Origin of the sequence: Rhizobium sp. BK313 (assembly GCF_014193655.1) — a bacterium.
In the GTDB taxonomy this organism is placed as follows: Bacteria; Pseudomonadota; Alphaproteobacteria; order Rhizobiales; family Rhizobiaceae; genus Rhizobium.
The window spans coordinates 568,825-590,041 of the sequence record NZ_JACHZQ010000003.1; the positions used below are offsets into that span (position 1 = coordinate 568,825).

23 protein-coding genes are annotated in these 21,217 nt (G+C 59.8%); 17 read left to right on the top strand and 6 right to left on the bottom strand.

Annotated features, from left to right (window positions below):
* Positions 1 to 68 precede the first annotated feature (68 nt).
* The 13 genes from FHT86_RS19170 (at position 69) to visR (ending at position 12,405) form a co-directional block, all read left to right on the top strand.
* Positions 69 to 1,712, top strand: coding sequence for a globin-coupled sensor protein (locus tag FHT86_RS19170; RefSeq protein ID WP_133708406.1), 1,644 nt, complete (start codon positions 69 to 71; stop codon positions 1,710 to 1,712).
* A gap of 62 nt (positions 1,713 to 1,774) precedes the next feature.
* Positions 1,775 to 2,071 carry an STAS domain-containing protein gene (locus FHT86_RS19175; RefSeq protein WP_133708407.1) on the top strand — a complete coding sequence of 99 codons (297 nt, stop codon included), beginning with the start codon at positions 1,775 to 1,777 and terminating at the stop codon, positions 2,069 to 2,071.
* Complete coding sequence (gene cheY1, locus FHT86_RS19180; protein ID WP_028751177.1) at positions 2,068 to 2,433, top strand: chemotaxis response regulator CheY1; 366 nt, start codon at positions 2,068 to 2,070, stop codon at positions 2,431 to 2,433. The genes FHT86_RS19175 and cheY1 overlap by 4 nt, the downstream gene beginning before the upstream one ends.
* 15 nt (positions 2,434 to 2,448) lie before the next feature.
* Positions 2,449 to 4,767 (top strand): chemotaxis protein CheA, encoded by a 2,319-nt coding sequence (locus tag FHT86_RS19185; RefSeq protein WP_133708408.1) that lies wholly within the window; start codon positions 2,449 to 2,451, stop codon positions 4,765 to 4,767.
* Positions 4,768 to 4,771: 4 nt separating this feature from the next.
* A complete protein-coding gene (locus FHT86_RS19190; protein WP_133708409.1) occupies positions 4,772 to 5,239 on the top strand; it encodes a chemotaxis protein CheW in 468 nt (155 codons plus the stop codon).
* Positions 5,236 to 6,144: a protein-glutamate O-methyltransferase CheR gene (cheR, locus tag FHT86_RS19195; RefSeq protein ID WP_133708410.1), complete on the top strand. Its 909-nt coding sequence runs from the start codon at positions 5,236 to 5,238 to the stop codon at positions 6,142 to 6,144. The genes FHT86_RS19190 and cheR overlap by 4 nt, the downstream gene beginning before the upstream one ends.
* Positions 6,141 to 7,184, top strand: a complete 1,044-nt coding sequence (gene cheB / locus FHT86_RS19200; RefSeq protein WP_133708411.1) for a protein-glutamate O-methylesterase CheB — start codon at positions 6,141 to 6,143, stop codon at positions 7,182 to 7,184. The genes cheR and cheB overlap by 4 nt, the downstream gene beginning before the upstream one ends.
* Complete coding sequence (locus FHT86_RS19205; protein WP_004128537.1) at positions 7,184 to 7,573, top strand: response regulator; 390 nt, start codon at positions 7,184 to 7,186, stop codon at positions 7,571 to 7,573. Before cheB ends, FHT86_RS19205 begins: the two co-directional genes overlap by 1 nt.
* Positions 7,570 to 8,124, top strand: a complete 555-nt coding sequence (gene cheD / locus FHT86_RS19210; protein ID WP_133708412.1) for a chemoreceptor glutamine deamidase CheD — start codon at positions 7,570 to 7,572, stop codon at positions 8,122 to 8,124. Before FHT86_RS19205 ends, cheD begins: the two co-directional genes overlap by 4 nt.
* A gap of 17 nt (positions 8,125 to 8,141) precedes the next feature.
* Complete coding sequence (locus FHT86_RS19215; RefSeq protein ID WP_133708413.1) at positions 8,142 to 8,531, top strand: hypothetical protein; 390 nt, start codon at positions 8,142 to 8,144, stop codon at positions 8,529 to 8,531.
* Positions 8,532 to 8,696: 165 nt separating this feature from the next.
* Positions 8,697 to 10,376, top strand: a complete 1,680-nt coding sequence (fliF, locus tag FHT86_RS19220; RefSeq protein WP_133708414.1) for a flagellar basal-body MS-ring/collar protein FliF — start codon at positions 8,697 to 8,699, stop codon at positions 10,374 to 10,376.
* A 533-nt stretch (positions 10,377 to 10,909) separates the two neighbouring features.
* A complete protein-coding gene (gene visN / locus FHT86_RS19225) occupies positions 10,910 to 11,647 on the top strand; it encodes a transcriptional regulator VisN (protein WP_133708415.1) in 738 nt (245 codons plus the stop codon).
* A gap of 11 nt (positions 11,648 to 11,658) precedes the next feature.
* Positions 11,659 to 12,405 (top strand): transcriptional regulator VisR, encoded by a 747-nt coding sequence (gene visR, locus FHT86_RS19230; protein ID WP_133708416.1) that lies wholly within the window; start codon positions 11,659 to 11,661, stop codon positions 12,403 to 12,405.
* A gap of 158 nt (positions 12,406 to 12,563) precedes the next feature.
* Here the strand turns inward: visR and FHT86_RS19235 are convergent, their stop codons facing one another.
* The 6 genes from FHT86_RS19235 to motA form a co-directional block, all read right to left on the bottom strand.
* Positions 12,564 to 13,001: a hypothetical protein gene (locus tag FHT86_RS19235; protein ID WP_133708417.1), complete on the bottom strand. Its 438-nt coding sequence runs from the start codon at positions 12,999 to 13,001 to the stop codon at positions 12,564 to 12,566.
* A 5-nt stretch (positions 13,002 to 13,006) separates the two neighbouring features.
* Positions 13,007 to 14,086 carry a flagellar biosynthesis protein FlhB gene (gene flhB / locus FHT86_RS19240; protein ID WP_133708418.1) on the bottom strand — a complete coding sequence of 360 codons (1,080 nt, stop codon included), beginning with the start codon at positions 14,084 to 14,086 and terminating at the stop codon, positions 13,007 to 13,009.
* Between the two features lie 93 nt (positions 14,087 to 14,179).
* Entirely contained in the window at positions 14,180 to 15,223 is a 1,044-nt protein-coding gene (gene fliG / locus FHT86_RS19245) for a flagellar motor switch protein FliG (RefSeq protein ID WP_133708419.1), read from the bottom strand.
* A gap of 49 nt (positions 15,224 to 15,272) precedes the next feature.
* Complete coding sequence (fliN, locus tag FHT86_RS19250) at positions 15,273 to 15,794, bottom strand: flagellar motor switch protein FliN (RefSeq protein ID WP_133708420.1); 522 nt, start codon at positions 15,792 to 15,794, stop codon at positions 15,273 to 15,275.
* 66 nt (positions 15,795 to 15,860) lie between these two features.
* Positions 15,861 to 16,802 carry a FliM/FliN family flagellar motor switch protein gene (locus FHT86_RS19255; RefSeq protein ID WP_133708421.1) on the bottom strand — a complete coding sequence of 314 codons (942 nt, stop codon included), beginning with the start codon at positions 16,800 to 16,802 and terminating at the stop codon, positions 15,861 to 15,863.
* A gap of 5 nt (positions 16,803 to 16,807) precedes the next feature.
* Positions 16,808 to 17,680, bottom strand: a complete 873-nt coding sequence (gene motA, locus FHT86_RS19260; RefSeq protein ID WP_133708422.1) for a flagellar motor stator protein MotA — start codon at positions 17,678 to 17,680, stop codon at positions 16,808 to 16,810.
* Positions 17,681 to 17,909: 229 nt separating this feature from the next.
* Between motA and flgF the strand changes: the two genes are divergently transcribed.
* The 4 genes from flgF to flgB all read left to right on the top strand — a co-directional run bounded on the left by flgF (position 17,910) and on the right by flgB (position 21,203).
* Positions 17,910 to 18,644, top strand: a complete 735-nt coding sequence (gene flgF / locus FHT86_RS19265; RefSeq protein WP_133708423.1) for a flagellar basal-body rod protein FlgF — start codon at positions 17,910 to 17,912, stop codon at positions 18,642 to 18,644.
* Positions 18,645 to 18,656: 12 nt separating this feature from the next.
* On the top strand, positions 18,657 to 20,045 hold the full coding sequence (gene fliI, locus FHT86_RS19270; protein ID WP_133708424.1) for a flagellar protein export ATPase FliI: 1,389 nt from the start codon (positions 18,657 to 18,659) through the stop codon (positions 20,043 to 20,045).
* Between the two features lie 101 nt (positions 20,046 to 20,146).
* On the top strand, positions 20,147 to 20,692 hold the full coding sequence (locus FHT86_RS19275; protein WP_133708425.1) for a flagellar protein: 546 nt from the start codon (positions 20,147 to 20,149) through the stop codon (positions 20,690 to 20,692).
* A gap of 118 nt (positions 20,693 to 20,810) precedes the next feature.
* A complete protein-coding gene (gene flgB, locus FHT86_RS19280) occupies positions 20,811 to 21,203 on the top strand; it encodes a flagellar basal body rod protein FlgB (RefSeq protein WP_133708426.1) in 393 nt (130 codons plus the stop codon).
* Positions 21,204 to 21,217 lie beyond the last annotated feature (14 nt).

Sequence of the window (21,217 nt, forward strand, 5' to 3'; positions counted from 1 at the left end):
GCGTCTGAACCGGATCATCAGTGGTTTCGCCGGCGTCGTTTACGTCCGGCAGTTCGGTGGGGACGATTTTGGCGCAGGATTCGCCGTCAGATCAGGCAGGACGGGCGCAGGCGGGCAGCCTTCGCGACCGCTTGCGTTTTGCTGGTCTCGATGCCGAGCAATGCGAAATCGTGCGCCGCAACCGGCCGATGCTCGAAACGCATCTGAAAGCTGGCCTGCGCGATCTCTTTCATCGTCTCCAGACCTTTCCCGACGCCGCCCGCAATTTTACCAGCGAAAGCCAACTCGAGCGCTTGCAGGACCTGCAATCCTCGCATTGGGACGTGCTGACAGACGCTCGTTTCGACAGTCTGTACGCCGAGCGCGTCAAGGTTCTCTCCGATAGCGAAAGCAAGATGGGGCTCGACCCGCGCTGGCACGTCGCCGGTCACGGCGTGGTTCTGGAGCACATTCTTGCCGGCATTGTCGAGGAGATGGGCAGCCGCGCCATCCTGCCCGGCGCCAAACGCCGTGCCCGTGAGTTGAGAGAGCTGATCGCCGCTGCCGTTCGCCTCGTCACGGTTGACGTCGAGATCGCCGTGTCGCTGCGCTTCAACGAACTTCGCCTCAACCATCAGCGGGCGCTTGCCGACCAGCGGAGTGCGGATCATGCCGAAGCTGCTGGTCTTTTTGCCGATGTCATCCGCAGCCTCGCAGAACGCGATCTGACCGTCCGCCTGCCTGCCGATGGTCCGGAGGCCTATGCCGAACTGGCGCAGACGCTGAATGCTGCTCTGGACGACATCCAGCTGCAATTTGCAGGACTGTCCGCCAGTGTGCAGGCGGCCGAAGCCGCAACGGATGTGATCGCCCGCGATTCCCGCTCGTTGGCCCAGAGTTCCACGGAGCAGTCTCGGGGGCTTGCCTTATCGGCAAAGCAACTCGCCGAACTTGCCGATCAGGTTCGCGGCAATGCGGCGAGCACCCGGTCAGCCGAGCGCGCCGCCGCCTCCACCCGTGTTGCAGCTGAAGATAGCGGCCGGGTCGTCGGCCAGGCGATTTCCGCCATGGCCGATATCGAAACCTCGGCAGAAAAGATCGGCCAGATCATCGGTGTCATCGATGAGATCGCGTTCCAGACCAATCTGCTGGCGCTCAACGCAGGTATTGAAGCCGCGCGCGCCGGCGACAGCGGCCGCGGCTTTGCCGTCGTCGCCCAGGAAGTCCGTGCGCTGGCCCAGCGCTCCGCCGATGCCGCCCGCGAAATCAAGGTGCTGGTGACGGGCACCAAGGCGCAGGTCGACGCCGGCGTGCAGATGGTCGGCCGCACGCAGGAAGCGATCGGCAGCATCGTTCGTCAGGTGACCGATATCAACGATGCCATTTCCGGCATCGCGGCCGCCACTGACGAACAGGCCGCCGGCCTGCGCACCGTGACCACGGACATCGGCAGCTTCGGCGAGCGCGCCGCTGCCACCGAAAGCCTCGCCCGTCGCTCGGACGAAGGCGCTGATCATCTTCATACCGTCATTCTCGAACTCGGGCGAACGATCCGTGAATTCCGCCTTGAGCGCGAGCGCCGCCATGCTGTGCCGCGCCAGGTGACTGCTGCGCAACGTTTGCCGATTGCTCGGCGCGAAGAAAACGTCGTCCGGCGTGATGAGAGCAACGTGGCCGAATTGGATTTTTCGCTTCGCAGGGCCGGGCTTGGAGGCGAGCGGAATGCATACTGATATCTCTGTTTTATGCGCATGCGGGCTGTGGGACCCGATTTCAGGCAACAAGGAATAAAGCGATGCCGAGCAGGAAAGGCGAAAAGGCAATCAGTCTGGCCGCAGTGCTGGACCTCAACGAGGCTTCGACGCTTCGCGGCAAGTTGATGGGGCTGCGCGGCAGCAATGTCGTGATCGATGCATCAGGCGTCGAGAGGATCGGGGCCTTGTGCGTTCAGGTCATCATGGCCGCCGCCAAGACTTGGGATGAAGACAAGCTGTCCTTCACCTTTTCGAAGGTGTCGGATGCATTTCAAAAAACGATGCAGTTGATCGGAGTGGACATCGATCACCTGCTTGCCAAGGAGATCCGGCAATGAAGAAAAAAGTACTGACCGTGGATGATTCACGGACCATTCGAAACATGCTTCTCGTCACCCTGAACAATGCCGGCTTCGAGACCATTCAGGCCGAAGACGGCGTCGAGGGCCTCGAGGTTTTGGAAGAAGCCAACCCAGACGTCATCGTCACCGACATCAACATGCCGCGCCTTGACGGCTTCGGCTTCATCGAGGGCGTGCGCCGCAACGACAAGTACCGGGCGATCCCGATCCTGGTGCTGACGACCGAAAGCGACGCCGAAAAGAAGAACCGCGCCCGCCAGGCTGGTGCGACGGGTTGGATCGTCAAGCCCTTCGATCCCGCCAAACTGATCGATGCCATCGAGCGTGTAACCGCTTAAACAGGATCTGTTCCTATGGATATGAACGAAATCAAAGAGATTTTTTTCCAGGAGTGCGAGGAGCAGCTCGCCGAACTGGAATCCGGTCTCCTGAAAATGAATGATGGCGACCGGGATCCGGAAACCGTCAATGCTGTCTTCCGTGCCGTTCATTCCATCAAGGGTGGGGCAGGGGCATTCGGTCTGGACGACCTTGTCTCCTTTGCCCATGTCTTCGAGACCACGCTCGATTGCGTTCGATCCAACAAGCTGGAACCGACCCAGGATGTCCTGAAGGTCATGCTCAAGGCCGCCGACGTTCTGGCGGACCTGACCAACGCCGCCCGTGACGGCGGCAGCGTCGATCAGGCCCGCAGCAAGGGCCTGGTCAAGGAACTGGAAGCGCTGGCCCACGGCGAATTGCCATCGGCATCCGCAGCCGTCGAAGCCGCGCCGAAGCCGGTGAGGGCTGCAGCGCCCGCCCCCGCCCCGACCCCTGTCAAAGCCGCACCCGCTCCCACGGACGATAGCGGCTTTCAGCCGATCCCCTTCAGCTTCGACGATGATTTCGGTGGCGACGAAGCGCCTGTGGCTATGCCGGAGTATGAAGTCAGCTTCAAGCCGCGCTCCGATCTCTACGCCAAGGGCAACGATGCCACGCTGCTGCTGCGCGATCTCTCGCGCCTCGGCGAGATGAGCATCCATTGCAACATGGACGCTCTGCCGGATCTCGATCAGCTCGACCCTGAAGGCGCCTATTTCAAGTGGACGATCTCGGTCAAGACGGACAAGGGCGAAGACGCCATCCGCACTGTCTTCGAATTCGCCGAATGGGATTGCGAGCTCGATGTTCGGCTGGTTGAGGATGCCGCTTCATCTGCAGGCGGTGATGAAGAGTTGCCGATGGTGCCCGTGCCCTTCGATCTCTCCGTTCTCGATGGCGATGGTATCGAACAGGCCGTGGAAGCCGCCGAGGAAGCACCGAAGCCGAAGAATGACGTCGCAGCCGCCGTTGCCGCCGCCGAAACGGCAAGCAACGTCACACAGCTTGCCGCCGTCGCCGCTCGTGTCGAAAAGAAGGAAGCCGCGGCAGCCGCCGCCGCTGCCGCTGCCAGTGCCGCCGCGCAGAACAATGCCGCCGCGGGCGCCGGACAGACCATCCGTGTCGATCTTGACCGTGTCGACCGACTGATCAATCTCGTCGGCGAGCTGGTCATCAACCAGGCGATGCTGTCGCAGAGCGTCATCGAGAATGACAACAACGGTGCATCCTCGATCAATATGGGCCTCGAGGAGCTGCAGCAGCTCACTCGCGAGATCCAGGACAGCGTCATGGCGATCCGCGCGCAGCCGGTGAAGCCGGTCTTCCAGCGCATGTCGCGTATCGTCCGTGAAATTGCCGACATGACGGGCAAGTCGATCCGCCTGGTCACCGAGGGTGAAAACACCGAAGTCGACAAGACGGTCATCGACAAGCTTGCCGAACCGCTGACCCATATGATCCGAAACGCCGTCGACCACGGCGTTGAAACCCCGGAAAAGCGCACTGCACTCGGCAAGAACCCGGAGGGCACGGTTCGCTTGACGGCGAAGCATAGGTCCGGTCGCATCCTGATCGAACTCGCCGACGACGGCGCCGGCATCAATCGCGAAAAAGTTCGCCAGAAAGCGATCGACAACGACCTGATCCCTGCCGATGCCAATCTCTCGGACGAGGAGATCGACAACCTGATCTTCCTGCCGGGCTTCTCGACGGCCGACAAGATCTCCGACATTTCCGGCCGCGGCGTCGGCATGGACGTGGTCAAGCGCTCGATCCAGGCGCTCGGCGGTCGCATCAACATCAGTTCCAAGCCTGGGCAAGGCTCGGTCTTCACCATGAGCCTGCCGCTGACGCTCGCCGTCCTCGATGGCATGGTGGTGACGGTTGCCGGCCAGACGCTGGTCGTGCCGCTGACCGCGATCGTCGAAACCCTGCAACCGGAAGCCGCCGCCATCCATTCCTTCGGCGCCAATCATCGCCTGATCTCGATCCGCAATAGCTTCTGCCCGCTGGTCGATGTCGGCCGCATCCTGAACTTCCGCGCCACGCAGGCCAATCCGGTCGATGGTGTCGCACTGCTGGTGGAATCGGAAGGCGGCGGGCAGCGCGCTCTGATGGTCGATGCCATCCAGGGCCAGCGCCAGGTCGTCATCAAGAGTCTCGAAGCGAACTACACGCATGTTCCCGGCATCGCCGCCGCGACCATCCTCGGTGATGGGCGCGTCGCTCTCATCCTCGACGTTGATGCCGTGGTCGGCGCCTCGCGCGGCCAGTCGTTGAAGGCTGAAATGTCGTACGCAGCAGTGGGTTAAGCCTATGTCCTACGCCGTCAAGAATCTGACCCAGGGTGCCCGTGAGCTGATCGCCTTCCGCATCGGCGATCAGGAGTTCTGCGTCGACATCATGTCGGTCCGCGAAATCCGCGGTTGGACGCCGGCGACAGCCATGCCGCATGCGCCGGCCCATGTCCTTGGCGTCATCAACCTGCGCGGCGCTGTCTTGCCGATCGTCGATCTCTCGGCCCGCCTGGGCATGAAGCGCGCCGAGCCGACCGCACGCCATGTGATCATCGTGGCGCAGGTCAAGCGCAAGGTCGTCGGCCTGCTGGTCGACGCCGTGTCCGATATCCTGACGGTTACCGACGACAACATTCAGCCGACGCCGGAAGTTTCTTCCGACTACGAGCGGCAGTTTGCACGCGGCATCCTGGCGATCGACCGTCGCATGATCTGTCTTATCGAACTCGAAACCCTGTTCCCGGACAGCGAAAGCGAAGCTGCATGAGTATGATGGGAGCGACTGATCTCAAGGCATCCCCGGACGAGGTGCTGGCCAGCGGCGAATATCCGCTGACACGGCGCGATCTCTCCGAAATTGCCGCCATGATCTATTCGGACGCTGGAATTTCTCTCAACGAGACAAAGGCGTCGCTCGTCTATTCGCGGCTGTCGAAGCATATTCGCGCACTCGGTTTGCCGGGCTTTCGCGATTATTGCCTGCTGGTCTCCTCACCGGCGGGAGCTGCGGCACGGCGCGAGATGCTGTCGCATCTGACGACGAATTTCACCCGCTTCTTCCGCGAGAACCACCATTTCGATCATCTGCGCGACGAGGTTCTGCCTGGCCTTCTGGCGCGTGCCAAAAGCGGTGGCCGCGTCCGCATCTGGTCGGCAGCCTGTTCCGACGGGCAGGAACCCTATTCCATCGCGCTTACGGTTCTGTCGCTGCTGCCGAATGCCGCGGATTTCGATTTCAAGATCCTGGCGACAGATATCGATCCGAAGATCCTCGGCCTTGCCCGCGCGGGCGCTTACGATGAGACATCGCTCGAGACGGTCTCACCCGCCATGCGCAAGCAATGGTTTCAGGAGGTCGACATCCAGGGGCGCCGCAAATTCCAGGTCGATGATCGCGTCAAGCGTCTGATCACGTTCAATGAGCTGAACCTGATGGCACAATGGCCGTTCAAGGGCACCTTCGACGTCATCTTCTGCCGCAACGTGGTGATCTATTTCGACGAGCCGACGCAGACGAAGATCTGGTCGCGCTTCGCCGGCCTGCTGCCGGAAAACGGCCATCTCTATATCGGCCATTCCGAGCGGGTCTCCGGCGAGGCCAAGCATCTTTTCGACAATATCGGCATCACCACTTATCGCCGCATTGGCAATTCAATCGGGAGGAAAGTATGAGCGCCCCCGCCCGTGTTCTTGTCGTCGACGACTCGCCGACCATGCGCGGCTTGATCACCGCCGTCCTGCGCTCCGATCCGGAGGTCGACGTCATCGGCCAGGCCGGCGATGCAATGGAAGCGCGCGCCGCGATCAAGGCGCTCAATCCTGATGTCGTGACGCTCGACATCGAGATGCCGAACATGAACGGTCTCGATTTTCTTGAGAAAATCATGACCCTCAGGCCCATGCCGGTCATCATGGTCTCGACCATGACGCATCGCGGCGCCGAGGCGACGCTCGCGGCCCTTGAAATCGGCGCGTTCGATTGCGTAGGCAAGCCTGCTCCTGGCGAGCCGCGTCCCTTCGGTGATCTGGCGGAAAAGGTGAAGGCGGCGGCTCGTTCGCAGCGGCAATATATCAAGCCCGCTGCCGGCCATGCTCCGCCGCCTGCGGTTGCGGATTTCCGCGTCGGCCGCAAGATCGTCGCGATCGGTTCGTCCACCGGTGGCGTCGAAGCCTTGATCGCGGTCCTACAGAAGTTCCCGGCCAACTGCCCGCCGACGGTCATCACCCAGCACATGCCGCCGAGCTTCACCCGCAGCTTTGCCGAACGGCTCAACCGCCTCTGCGCGCCCGTCGTGCAGGAGGCCACGGATGGTGCGCGGCTGGAGATCGGCAAGATCTATCTGGCGCCCGGCGGCGAGCGGCATTTGCAGATCGCCAACGTGTCGGCGCCGCATTGCCGTCTGATCGAGCGCGGGCCAGTTAATGGTCATCGTCCTTCCGTCGACGTGCTCTTCGATTCGGTCGCCGAGCTCGCGGGCCGCAACGCCGTCGGCGTGATCCTGACCGGTATGGGGCGCGACGGCGCCGCCGGCCTTCTCAAGATGCGCCATGCCGGCGCGCGGACCATCGGCCAGAACGAAAAGACCTGCGTAGTCTACGGGATGCCGAGGGTCGCATTCGAACTCGGTGCAGTCGAACAGCAGTTTCCGCTGAACGCCATTGGCGAGGAAATATTGAAAGTAACAGCCGCCCGCAAGGAAGGGAGCGAATAATGTCTCTAGCGGAGAAAATCAAAGTTCTGATCGTCGACGACCAGGTTACCAGCCGCCTGTTGTTGAGCGACGCGCTGACTCAATTGGGCTTCAAGCAGATTACTGCTGCCGGCGACGGTGAGCAGGGCATGAAGATCATGGAGCAGCAGCCGCATCACCTGGTGATCTCTGACTTCAACATGCCGAAGATGGATGGTCTCGGCCTGCTGCAGGCCGTGCGCACCAATCCGACGACGAAGAAGGCAGCCTTTATCATCCTGACGGCGCAAGGTGACCGTGCGCTGGTGCAGAAGGCCGCCCAGCTCGGCGCCAACAACGTTCTCGCCAAGCCCTTCACCATTGAAAAGATGAAAGCGGCGATCGAGGCCGTGTTCGGAGCATTGAAATGATCGTCGAGGGTGCTGCCCGTCGCGTGCACATCATTCAAGGCGAGTACAAGGTCATCAGCGACCCGGACGTGGTGCTGGCGACCATTCTCGGCTCGTGCGTGGCAGCATGCCTGCGCGATCCGATCGCTGGCGTCGGCGGCATGAACCACTTTCTCCTGCCGGGAACGTCGGCTTCGCCGATGAGCGGTGGCGACGCGACGCGCTACGGCGTGCACCTGATGGAGCTTCTCATCAACGGTCTCTTGAAGCAGGGCGCGCGCCGTGACCGGCTGGAGGCGAAGGTTTTTGGCGGCGCGAAGACGATCGCCACCTTCTCCAACGTCGGCGAACAGAACGCTGCCTTTGCCATGCAGTTCCTGAGGGATGAAGGCATTCCGGTCGTCGGCTCCAGCACAGGCGGCGAGCATGGACGCAAGATCGAATATTGGCCGATCTCCGGCCGTGCCCGGCAATATCCGCTGACCGGCGCCGAAACGCAGAAGACCGTGGCTCTGGAACAGCGCCCCGTTGCCGCCCCGAAGCCGGTCGACAATACGATCGAATTTTTCTGATCAACGAGGACTACCTGATGACCACCATCCCGCGTGCCGAAGCATCCGCCATGCAGGAGGCGCTCCCCGCCATCCTCATGCGTATTGTCTCGGAATTGCACGATGTCGCTTACCTGATCGAACGCATCGAACCGCAGTTGCTCGATCTCAGCGGCGTCAACGTGCTGGAATCGCCTGACTCGATGAAGGTCATGCAGGGCATCGATCTGGCCGTACAGAAGACGCGCGGCATTGCCGAATTTATCGACACCATCACCGGCGGCATGCCGGATGGCTGGATGGTCGATGTTGCAACGGCGCTGAGCCTGGTCAAGCTGGCGGAAATGCAGAAGGCGCTTGGCGGCAGTGGTCGTCACGGACACTCTCAGCCCTTGGCCAAGGCCGCCGGCGATTTTGATTTTTTCTGACAGGAAGCGCCGGCGCTTATTATTGTTTTTCTTATATTATCGTGGATAAATTTTTCCGACTTTTTTATTTTCCTGCCCAGACGAAACGCTCGCACAAGTTTCGATTTCTATCTTCGCTGCAGGGCACAAAGCCATCAGGTCTTTGACGAATCGTGCGAGAACAGAATGAATCTGTTAAATCAATTAGTTCCCTTGTTCAGGAATCTGCAGAACCTGGGGAGGACACGCCTGCTGATTATGGCGGGCGTCGGCGTCGTCTCCATGGCGTTGATCCTGTTTGCAGCCCTTTATGTCAACAAGCCTGCCCAGGAGACGCTCTATGTCGGCCTGGATGCAACCGATCTGAACCAGATCAGCATTGCGCTTGCCGAAGCCAACATCAATTTCCAGGTGGGCACGGACGGCACCAGCCTGACCGTGCCGACCGGTATGACCGGCAAGGCGCGCCTGCTTCTCGCCGAACGCGGCCTGCCAAACAGCACCAATGCTGGCTATGAGCTCTTCGACAATGTCGGGTCGCTTGGCCTGACCTCCTTCATGCAGGAAGTGACCCGCGTCCGCGCACTCGAAGGTGAAATCGCTCGAACGATCACCTCGATCTCGGGCATCAGCGCGGCCCGCGTCCACATCGTCATGCAGGATGTCGGCAACTTCCGAAAAGCGGATCAAAAACCCACGGCCTCGGTCATGATCCGAGCGAACGCCGAAGCAGCGCGCAAGTCAGCCCAGGCCATCCGCCATCTCGTCGCCTCCGCCGTTCCCGGCCTGGAGGTCGACGACGTTACGATTCTCGATTCCACCGGTCAGTTGCTTGCCTCGGGTGACGATCCGAGCAATGGCGCGCTGAACCGCAATCTCGGCATCGTGCAGAACGTTCAGGATGAGGTCGAATCGAATATCGACAAGGCGCTTGCGCCCTTCCTCGGCATGGACAATTTCCGCTCCAGCGTGACGGCGCAGCTCAACACCGACAGTCAGCAGGTGCAGGAAACCACCTACGATCCGGATTCGAAGGTTGAGCGTTCGGTGCGCACGACCAAGGAAGCGCAGAAATCACAGCAACGCCAGTCGGATACGGCAGCCACCGTTGAACAGAACATTCCGCAGGCTGCCCCGCAGGCTGGTGGCAACGGGCCGACATCGAACGATCAGTCCGACAAGCGCGAAGAGCAGACCAACTACGAAATCAACAGCAAGACGACGGCTACGACCCGCAACAGCTACAGGGTCGAGAAGCTCTCGGTGGCCGTGGTGGTCAACAAGGGCCGCATCGCCCAGATGGTCGGCCAGCCGGCTGATCAGGCCAAGATCGACGCCTATATCGCCGAGATGCAGAAGATTGTCACGACCGCCGCCGGTGTCGACCCTAGCCGTGGCGACGTGGTGACCGTCAATGCAATGGATTTCCTCGACAACCAGCTGCTCGACGACACCTCTTCGGGCTTCAGCATCATGGACATGCTGAGCCGCAACATGGCCGGCATCATCAATTCGGCTGCTTTCGTTGTGGTTGCCTTCCTCATCGTCTGGATGGGCTTCCGTCCGCTGATCCGCTCGCTCGGTGGCGGTGCAGCCGGTGGCGCGGCCCTGCCGGAGGCGGCAGGCTTGGAATTGCCGGACTTCGCACCTGCCGTGGGCGGACCAGGTGCCGCGCTGATGGACGGCTTCGGCTCGGACTTCGGCTTCGACAGCACCGACGACCTGCTGACGATGGGCGAAGACGCCGGCACCTTCAATCGCCGCGTCAAGGAAGGGCCGGAACGTCGCCTCTCGCGCATGGTGGAAATCAGCGAAGAAAGGGCGGCAAAGATCCTCAGAAAATGGGCCGTCGACAACGCCGCCTGATAACAAGACCGGGAGACATTCCCGGTCTTTTCATGTCATCGGAAAGTGTGCGGCCGCACTCCACCAACCCTGGGTTTTCGCAAATATTTGCTGCAAGTCAGCGTAACGAAATGATGCGATCTGATGTGTTGGCAAGATGTAATCTGGTTGGAAATTTCATTGCTGGGTAGAAAGAATCGACCTACAATCATAGTATCTATTCGGAGTAGCGTCGAAACGGCGCGAATCAGACCATGAAATCCGTGTTTGGTAAATTCAAAGAATTTGGAGATGCCGGTACACGGGGAAATCAGTCTATAGTTTATTGATTGCGTTTTCGGCGATTCGCGCCAATGCGATTGCCGAATTTGAATTTATATATTAGCACCGCGCTCTGCATCCGCCAGGATGCGCATGAGGCGCAGTGACAAGTTGAGTTGGCGCAGACACCTATCTGAAGATCGATATCGATTTTCAAGGTTATGCGCCGGGTCCAGACCGAGCAATGCTCTCGTTGGCGTTTGATCGTCTAACAGCGGCAGGAAATGCAAAAAATGGACATGCAGATATTGCAGGGGAGCAAGGGCGACAAGGATGCGCGATTGGCCGCGTCCGTCAATTCTATGTCGCGCGATCAGCTCATTCAGCAGTTGAGCGCCATTGCCGGCCCGGCCTATCTTCAATCCGGGCTGAGTGTGCTGACGGGCTATGTCGGAGCCTCCCACTATCTTTTGGCCCGATGTGATCTGATCCAGGAGAGCGGGCTTGATTTCGTCGTGTCCTCCGACTGGCCTTTCGATCTGGTTCGGCGTCTTGCTTCCGAACTCACAAGCGGCTACGGCCGCACCGGCGAGCTGGAAAAATGCATGTCGCTGTTTCAGCCGAACTTTGCGTTCCTGCCCGAAGATGTCGAACTGCCGGAAGGTGTCAGCCGCCAATATTGCTCGTTGACCTTCAATGTCGGCCGCACGCGATTCTCGCTGATGCTGCTTGCTCGTGATGGTCTTTTGCTGTCGCCGGAGCGGCTGCGCGATGTGGGACTGCTGTCGGGTTACTTCGCCAGCTTCACACGCTGCGTAGAGGGTAAGTCCGAGCGCGATTTTGATCTTACCGAGCGCGAGCTGGAATGTCTGTTCTGGATTGCAGAAGGCAAGACGAGCGACGAGATCGCCATGATCCTCGGTATCTCGCGCAATACCATCAATAACTATATCACCAGCGTCATGCGGAAGACCGCGACGAAGACCCGATCGGAAGCGATCGCCTTTGCTGTCAGAAACAATCTCGTTTGAAGGCCCAATGAATGCGATATCAGCCGGTTAGGACGACGGACGCGCCGAGCGAAGCGAGGCTCGGACGTTCGCATCGGGTGTCCAGTCGCTCCGATCTCTTCCCGAAGCTGGTGTCGATGCAGAAGCTGATCGACGCACAGAATTTCGCAGTCTATCGCCTCAGCGGTTCCGGTCTGCCGAGCAAACAGCGCCTGGTCTGCGAGCTGGAAAATTGGGGCTCAACCAATGCCGGCCTCAACAAGGCGTTCGTCGAAGCCTATGGCGAGCCGATGATCGAGCATATCGAAAAATCGCTGCTGCCATTGATGTGGAACGGCCGTGATAGCGACAGCACGGCTGAGACGCCGGATTTTGCTTCTTTCACCATGCGCTTGAAACCGCATCTCCTGCCTTTTGCCGGCGTCGCCTTTCCGGTGCGCCTTGGATCGGTCGGTAACGGCTATGTCGTGTTCACCGCGAAATTCATGGATCTGGCGAGCGACATGATCGTCGAGTTGCATGGCCGTAGCTGCCAGATCATGATGGATCTCCTGTCGCTCGATGAACGCCGATCGCCGGCGGCCGAAGCGCTGAGCGAACGTGAGATCGCCTGCCTGCAGCTCGCCGGCGATGGCCGGATCAGCGAGGAAATCGCCGAAAAGCTCGGGTTGTCGGTGCATACCGTCAACGCCTATCTCGGCTCGGCCACGATCAAGCTCGACAGCGTTAATCGCATACAGGCGATCGCAAAGGCGATCCGCTTTGGTTACATCAGCTAGAGCAATTCCAGGAAAAGTGCGAAGCGGTTTTCCGTCCGGGATTGCGAAAAAACAAAAAGATAGAGCGGTTCTGCGTTTCCGTGAAAAGCTGAACCGCTCTAACGCCGAGGCTCCTCAGCGGACTTTCATCATGAAACTTGGGACGGTTTGAGCCTTCTTCAGGCTGCGCGCGTCGTTCCGCTGATCGCATAGCGGGCGTCCCGCAAGCTGCGCGCGAGAAGCGCGGTGTTCTCGTCCGGATCGGCCGAGGCCTTCTCGAAGGCAATATGGTTGATCTCGATGCCGGCATGATGTTCGGCAAGCGCAAGCTTGGCATAGACAGTGACGCCGCGCGGCTTGATTTCGAGATCGATGGTGACTTCCGCCGGCCCGCCCCATTCGAGCTTGTAATCGCCGCCGAGCCCGAAATTGACGGTGCCGGGATGGAAATAAAGCTCGGCCGCCGAAGCCACCAGGTCGGCGAGATTGCCGTAGCGTTCGAAGCGCAGCAGCGAAATCAGATCGGCCGCATCGAGGAGCCGCAATTCGCTGGCGACGGGGCTGATAGCCTCGGCGAGAATTTGTTCACGTTGGGCAGAGTAGGGGCATTTTTTCATTCGATTTATCGTACCCGTTTTCTATTCGACTGCGTGGCATAAATCCGATGGATGAGTTCTGCGACGGCCTTGTAAAATACTGACGGGATGACACTATCGACCGAGACTTGCGCAAACATGGAGCGCGCGAGCGGCGGATCTTCGAAGACGGGGATGCCGTTTGCCTCGGCAATCTCTCTAATTTTGAGCGCGATAAGGTCTTGCCCCTTGGCAACGACGACAGGCGCGTCGTTTTCCTCCCGGACATAACGCAGCGCTACGGCAAAATGGGTCGGATTGGCGATGACCAGTGTGGCACGCGGTACCTGCTTCATCATGCGCCGGCGCGCGCGGTCGCGCGCGACCGAGCGCTGACGCGATTTGACGATCGGGTCGCCCTGGGCCTGCTTGAATTCGTCCTTGACCTCCTGCTTGGTCATTTTCAGCTGGTCGACCCAATGATACCGGGTCCACAGCACGTCGCCGATACCGACGACAGCGGTTGCCAGCAGCACGATGGTGAGAATTCTCTGGATGATGGTCGACAACCGCACAAAGATTGTCTGCGGATCGGAAACCAGCGAATCGATCGCATGGAAGAACTGTCCGCGCAGCACAAAGAACATGATGATGCCGACCACCACGATCTTGGCAAGCGACTTGGCGAATTCGACGAGCCCTGAGGTGCTGAAGATGCGTTTCCAGCCGGACACCGGTGATATGCGGGAAAACTGTGGCTGGATGCGGTCGAGAACGGGTGTCGGCAGGTTCTGGAACAGCGAGGAGCCAATGCCGAAGATGAAGAACAACGCGACGGCGGGCAGAAGCAAATTGGCGACTTCCCAACCGATGCGGATGAATAGCGATATGACGTCCGGCCCTGTCTCAAGCTGCCACTGATCGGGCTTTTCGAAGAGGTCGCGGAGCACCTCGCCCATGCGTCCTATGCGATCCGGCAAGAAGAAGGTGACGTAGATGACGGTCGCCAGCATCGACGCGAAGAGCGTCGCCTCCCTGGAGTGAGGCACATTGCCCTTCTCCATCGTGTCGCGGAGTTTTTTCTCCGTCGGTTTTTCTGTTTTACTGTCCTTGTCTTCGTCAGCCAAAGCAGCCGTCCTTCATGAAACGGAAAGAGGCCGCGCATCATGCACGGCCTTGTTCTGAACAGTCTAAGACGTTTTAAGTGAGTCGCGCTGAGGTCACGCGGCTTCCTCCACAGGCGTCTTGTCTTTTGCCTTAAGTTCGATCTGACCGGAATTGGAAAGCCGGATGGCTTCCTGGGCGATGGCGCGCCGCGCGATGGCGATTTCGCGCGGGTTGATGCCGTTGTTGCCCATCTGCAGGTCGGATTCGATCATGCGGCGTTGGCGCGGGCTGATCGAACTGAGCACGATCTCGCGAATCTCGGAGTTCGAGCCGCGTAGCGCCATGGTGAGAATGTCGGCCGCGATATCGTTGAGCAGCATGACACGGCTCGGCTGCGGCATGAGCGTAAGGTCGTCGAAGAGGAAGATCTTCGGGCGCACCTTGTCGACCGATTCCTTGTTGAGCGTTTCCAGCGATGTGAGCAGCGTGTCGACCTGCGGCTTGTCGAGCTCGTTCATCAGCTCCGCCACCTTGGTCGAGCCGGAAGCGTTGCGTTCTGCATCGATTTCCGCCATCAGCCCCAGCACGCGGTTTTCGATGATCTGCGCCGCTTTCGGGCTGACATCCTTGAGGTTGACCGTGCGGTTCATAATGTCGGCGCGCTGCGCCTCCGGCAACTGCAGCAGCACCTTGGCACCGAAGGAGGATGGCATCATCGACAGCATATAGGCGATGGTTTGTGGATGTTCGCGCAGGAAGAACTTGGCTACGAAGGTCGGCTCCGCCTCGCCGAGGCGATCCCAGATCGAGGTCTCGTAAGCCTGGAAGGCCGTGCGCCGGCCGAGAAGGCTGTCGACCTCGTCCGGCGTCAGACCTTCTTCGAGGATGCTCTCGATTGCCTTGGCGTTGTCCATCAGACCAGCGCCTTCGGTGAAGAGATCCTCGAATTCCGCCACGAGTTGCGCCAGTTCGTCCGGCGGAATGAGTCTCAGCGATTGCGCAGAGGCAATGATGAGCTGCAATTCATGCTGCGTGAAATACTTCAGCAGCCGTCCCGCCACTTGCTTTCCCATGGCAAGAAGAACGGCTGCGGCCTTTTCAGCCTGAGTTAACGGTTTCTCGGTAAGGGCACCGCTGAAATCGTCAAAGTCCATCATGGTCTTCGTCTCCGTCCCGAACAGGGAGTGGGCTTATTCTGAACAGGGTTCAGGCTTTTTTCGCTTTCGATACTTCGATGAGCTTGATACCGAACCGGGTGTCGTCATGTTCCAGCACGGTTATTTCGCCCCGGCCGATCCTGCGGCCGTTGACGGTGATTTCGACGGGCTCGCCGATCTTCTTGTCGAGGGCGATGATTGCACCTTCGGTCAGGTTCATCAGACCGGAGACCTGCATGCGGCTGCTGCCAAGCACGATCTGAACGTCGATCGGGATGTCCATGATCAGGTCGAGATTGGCGGTCAGCGCACTCCCTGGAGCGCTGGGCTCCGCAAATGAGGCGCCGCCGAAATCACCCCCGCCAAAAGTCGAGTTCGCGCCGTCGTCTCCAAATTCGCCGCCGAAGGCCGAAAGATCCGTGCCCGGCTCGGCACCGAAATCCGGTACGCCACCGTCGGTGTCCTTCTTCAGCACGCCGCGCAGGCCGTCGATGGCCTCATCCAATGCGGCATCGCTGCTTTCAACTTCCAGCGAATCTTCGCTGCTTTTCTGTGTGGTCTTCCTAGCCATGAAATCACTATTCCAGTTGAAACTTGCTTCAAGCTGCCGTGGGTGCGCTGAGCACCCGCCAGCCGGTCAATTCATCAGGTGTCGAAGAAGCTCGTCATCGGAATTCACATTGTCCTTGACGCGCACCGTGTAATTTTCGCCCGAACGGCCAAATTCGCAGATATAGAGGTCCTTGCTGTTGGCACTGACCTCGACGCGGACATCGCCTGTGTCCATGAAGGGAATGACATCGCCGACGGCGAGCCTGGAAATCGTGTTCAGCGTCAGCGATTGCAGCCGGATGCGGGCCTCGAGCGTCACCTGCGAGCGGCGCACCTGTTCGCTCATTTGCTCCGTCCATGCTTCCGACGCAGCAGATGGGTTCTTCGCCCGCGGTGCACTGACCACAGTCCGCAGCAGCACCTGTTGCGGTACGACAACGATGATTTCCGAAACCGTCTTGCCGAGCGAAATCGTCATCGCGATTGCAGCGGCGAACTCGTCCGTCTGGCCGGCTGGATTCGGGCGGTTCTCGATATTGTGCGGTGCATCCAGGTAAGGCTCAAAGCCACCAGACGCGTTGACTGCCGAGCGCAGCACGTTGGCGATCTTGTCGAACACCATGACGGCGAGATCGAGCTCGATTACCGAAAGCGGCCGCGGAACGGGCGCCTCGATCGTCTCGGGCAGCGCACCCAGCATGTGCTCCATCAACGTCATGATGAAGCCCGTGCCGCAGCCGAGAACGAAATTGGGTGCCCAGTTGCGCAGAGAACCGTTCACAAGGGCGCAGTTGCCGCCGAGGCCGGCGATGAGATCGTTCATCAGCCCCGACTGACAGCCGGCATAGGCGACGGACACGTCCAGGCCAGTCTCGCTCTTGATGATGTCGGGGAGGAATTCGCCGTAGACCTGTCCGAAGGCGGCGGCGAGTTTTCCGACGGTTGCCTGGTCGCCGAGGCCGCCGGTCAGCTTGGCGAAGAGGGCGCGATCCATCGTTTGTACCTTAGCTGCTGATTGCTGGCTCATGATCGTCAGGCCGCCTTGCTCTCACCGCCGGGGTTCATCATTTCCTGCTCGACCGCATCGATGGACGGCCGTTCGTAGGACGAGATTGTCTTGCGGCCGTATTCGAGCGCCACTTGCGGCACGGAGCCGTTCATATAGGCAAGCAACGTCTGCTTGACGATTACGTAGAGGCGATGCTGCTTGCTACGCACGACCTTGATCTGGGACACCAGCGGCGCGCAGACGGAATAGGAAAGGAGAATGCCGAGGAAGGTTCCGACCAACGCCGAGCCGATGAGATGGCCGAGGACTTCAGGCGAATCGTTGATATGGCTCATGGCCTTGATAACGCCGAGAACGGCCGCGACGATACCGATGGCGGGGAAAGAATCGCCCATGATCGTAATCGAGTGATACGGCTTCATCTTATCGTGAAGAATGGTGTTGATTTCCTCGTCCATCAGCGCCTCGATCTCGTGAGAGCGGGCGTTGCCGATGATGATAAGGCGCACATAATCGCAGATGAAGGACGTCAGCTCCTTGTTCTTCAGCACCGTTGGAGCGGCTTGGAAGATCACGGATTCGTCCGGATTGTCGATATGGGCTTCGATCTCGTTGCGTGACTTGGTGCGCAGGTCCCGCATCAGCGCATAGAGCACGCCGAGCACGTCGAGGTAGTTACGCTCCTTGGGGACCGAATGCTTGAAGGCCTCGCCCAGCGCCTTGCCGGAATCCTTCACGACCTTCATCGGATTGGCCATGATGAAGCCGCCGATGCCGGCGCCCGCAATGATGACAAATTCGAAGGGCTGGAACAGTGCGTCCACATGCCCGCCCATCGCCATGAAGCTGCCAATGATGCAGCCGCAGGTCACTACAAATCCGATAATAATATTCATCGCCAGTCCACACCTGAACGTTGCTTCCTCCGATCAGTTAAGAGACCTGCCTTGCGTGAGGCTGTTCGGAGTGCACCGCAACAAGCTTTTCACCGTGTCAGCTTCGCACAAGCCAATGCAGGCAGAGTAACGGGCAAGGGCATCCACGCCCGGCTAACGACATGTTGGAGCGCCGCGATATCTGGCGTTTCCTTTTCCGTTATTCTCCAATGTCCGGAGGGCGTTGAAAATGCAGTCTGGTATCTATGTGGCGCTGTCATCGCAGATGGCGCTCGAGCGGCGTTTGACGACGATCGCCGATAACATGGCCAATGTGAACACCACGGGTTTTCGTGGCACCGAGGTCAAGTTCAATCAAGTGCTCAGCAATACTGAAAACAAGCTCAACGCCAAGGTCGCCTTCGTCTCACAAGGCAATGACTATCTCTCCACCGATAACGGCGAACTGCAGAACACCGGCAATCTCTTCGATTTCGCCGTCAAGGGCGACGCCTGGTTCGGTCTCAATACGCCGGCCGGTCTGGTCCTGACGCGCGACGGCCGCTTCACCATGACCGATAGCGGTGCATTGGTTTCCGAGCGCGGCTATCCGGTGCTCGATCCCGGCGGAGCGCCCATCCAGCTCGACCCGGCCGGTGGAGCGCCGACCGTCTCCTCCGATGGCACAGTCTCGCAAAACGGCAAACAGGCCGGCCAAATCGGGCTTTATAACTCTGATATCAGCAAGGGTTTCCTGCGCTACGACAATAGCGGCGTACTGCCGACGGACCCGCCGCAGCCCGTCGTCGACCGTTCCAATGTCGGTGTCGCCCAGGGCTACCTTGAAAATTCCAACGTCAACGGGATGCGGGAAATGACCGAGCTGATCGAAGTCAGCCGTGCCTTCGACAATATCTCGACGCTTACGAATAACAGTGAAGGTACTCTCACGGATGCGATCAAGACCCTCGGCGGCAGCCAGTAAGAGGGGCGGATCATGTTCGAGGATGGAATGCCGGAAGGCGCGGTGTCGCCGAAACTTTCGTATATGGCCGCTTTGGCGGGGCAATATTTGATGGCCGAAAATACGGTCGCCGATGGTGGCCATGTGCGTACTATCGCAGCCGGGCACTACACCGTCGCCGGCCTTTCCAGACATGTTCGCCTTGGTGAATTCGTGGCCCATCGTTCGGCGACCGGCATTCATCTTGGCGAAGTCGTCCGCGTCGAGCCGGAGCTGACCTATGTCTGTCCGATCGAACCGGGTGAGCCGATCGGCATCCACGACATCGTCATCCGCAAGGGCGCCTTCCGCATTTCGCCATCGGATAGCTGGTGCGGGCGCACGATCAACTCGCTGGGCGAGCCGATCGATGGCCTGGGACCACTGACGGCGGGGACGGATTCGCGCTCGATCTCCAACACCGCGCCGCCGTCGATGACGCGCAAACGCGTCGACACCGGTTTTAAGACCGGTGTGCGTGCGATCGACATCTTCTCGCCGCTCTGCCTTGGCCAGCGTCTCGGCATCTTCGCCGGTTCCGGCGTCGGCAAGTCGACACTGCTGTCGATGTTGGCCCGGGCCAACGCTTTCGACAAAGTCGTGATCGCGCTGGTCGGTGAACGTGGTCGCGAAGTCCGCGAATTCATCGAAGACACGCTCGGTTCTCACATGCAGAAATCGATCGCCGTCGTCGCGACCAGCGACGAGAGCCCGATGCTGCGCAAGATGGCGCCGTTGTCGGCCATCACCATCGCCGAGTATTTCCGCGATCGCGGCGATAATGTGCTGCTGATCGTCGACAGCGTCACCCGCTTCGCCCATGCCATCCGCGAGGTCGCGACCGCGTCCGGCGAGCCGCCGATCGCGCGCGGTTATCCGGCCTCGGTTTTCACCGAACTGCCGCGCCTTCTGGAACGGGCAGGTCCGGGACCGGAAGGGACGGGCACGATCACCGCGATCATCTCCATCCTCGTCGACGGCGACAATCACAACGACCCGATTGCCGATTCCACCCGCGGCATTCTCGACGGCCACATCGTTCTGCAGCGCAGCCTTGCCGAGGAAGGGCGCTATCCGCCGATTGATCCGCTGGCTTCGGTGTCGCGCTTAGCGCGCAAGGCCTGGACGCCGGATCAGGAAAAGCTGGTTTCGCGCCTTAAGGCACTTGTGCATCGCTACGAGGAAACCCGTGACCTGCGCCTGATCGGCGGATACCGCCAGGGCAGCGACGCGGATCTCGACATGGCCGTCCGACAGGTGCCGATCATCTACGAGATACTGAAGCAGACCCCCGGCGAACGGCCCTCGGCCGACGCCTTCACCGATCTCGCGACTGCCTTGAAAAACGGCTCGGTCGCGACCGCCCAACCTAGAGCCAAATGACGTTTCGGTGAAACGCCGTTTCGCTCCAGCTATTTGATTTCGCGTGATCTTGTCCGAAACCGCTTGATATTTTTCGGAAACCGTACTGAGAGAGGCTAGACGTGAGAGAATCCGATGCAGACGAACCGGTCGCTCCGCTGAAGCGCCCGAAGAAGCGGACCTTCACCGATAAGGCCCTGGCCGGCACCGGTCTGGTGCTCGCCGGCGTCTCGGCCTTCTTCCCCTGGTATGTATTTTTGAACCCCGACAAATTCGGCATTCACGTTGCCGAGGGCGATCATACCCGCGATCTGCCGAATTGGCCGGGACGCGAGATCGTCAACGTCTCGCCGCTTGCCATGGTCAACAAGAATCCGAACGAGCCGAAGGACATTGTTCCCGATCCGCTGACGACGGCAACGATCAGCAATATCGGGCGTGAGGACGACAAAGGCCCGCCCGCCGAGGATCAGCCGTTCCCCGGCAAGTCGCCGTTCCATTTGCTGCACGTCGCAAACGGCCGGGCGCTAATCGAGGATGATACCGGCATGTATGTCGTACGCGTCGGCTCGATCCTGCCCGATAACAGCCGTCTGGCGACGATCGAGCAGCGCGAGGGAAAGTGGGTCATCGTCACTTCCACCGGCGACGTCTACGGCCACGACTGACAGCCCGCAATCGCCTGCGTATCAGGCTTTGTAAAGACTTTAGCAAGAACGCATTCCCCGCAAGTCCCACGCAAGATTATCCCTCTAGGGTCCCTGCTGTAAGAACGGAGAGAAGCCTATGCAACCCATTCAGCTCTTTGACCTGGCCTCGCGGCAAGCCGAGTGGCTCCAGGTTCGCCAGGAGGTCGTTGCCGGCAACATCGCCAATGCCAATACCCCGAAGTACCAAGCCAAGGACGTTACGCCGTTTCAAGCCGTTCTCGACAACGAGAATATCGGCATGGCGAAGACCAACCCGGCGCATTTTTCGGGCAATGAATTCAGTGACAGCGGCGACGTGAATGTCGAAGAGGCGTCGCTCAACCAGGAAATCGGCGTCCAGGAGTCGGGTAACACCGTCGGCCTGGAAGACGAACTCGCCAAATCCGGCGACATTCAGCGCGAGTACGGCTTGAACACCGCCCTCGTCAGCTCCTTTCATCGCATGATGTTGATGACCGTAAAACAATAGATGAAGTGAAGATG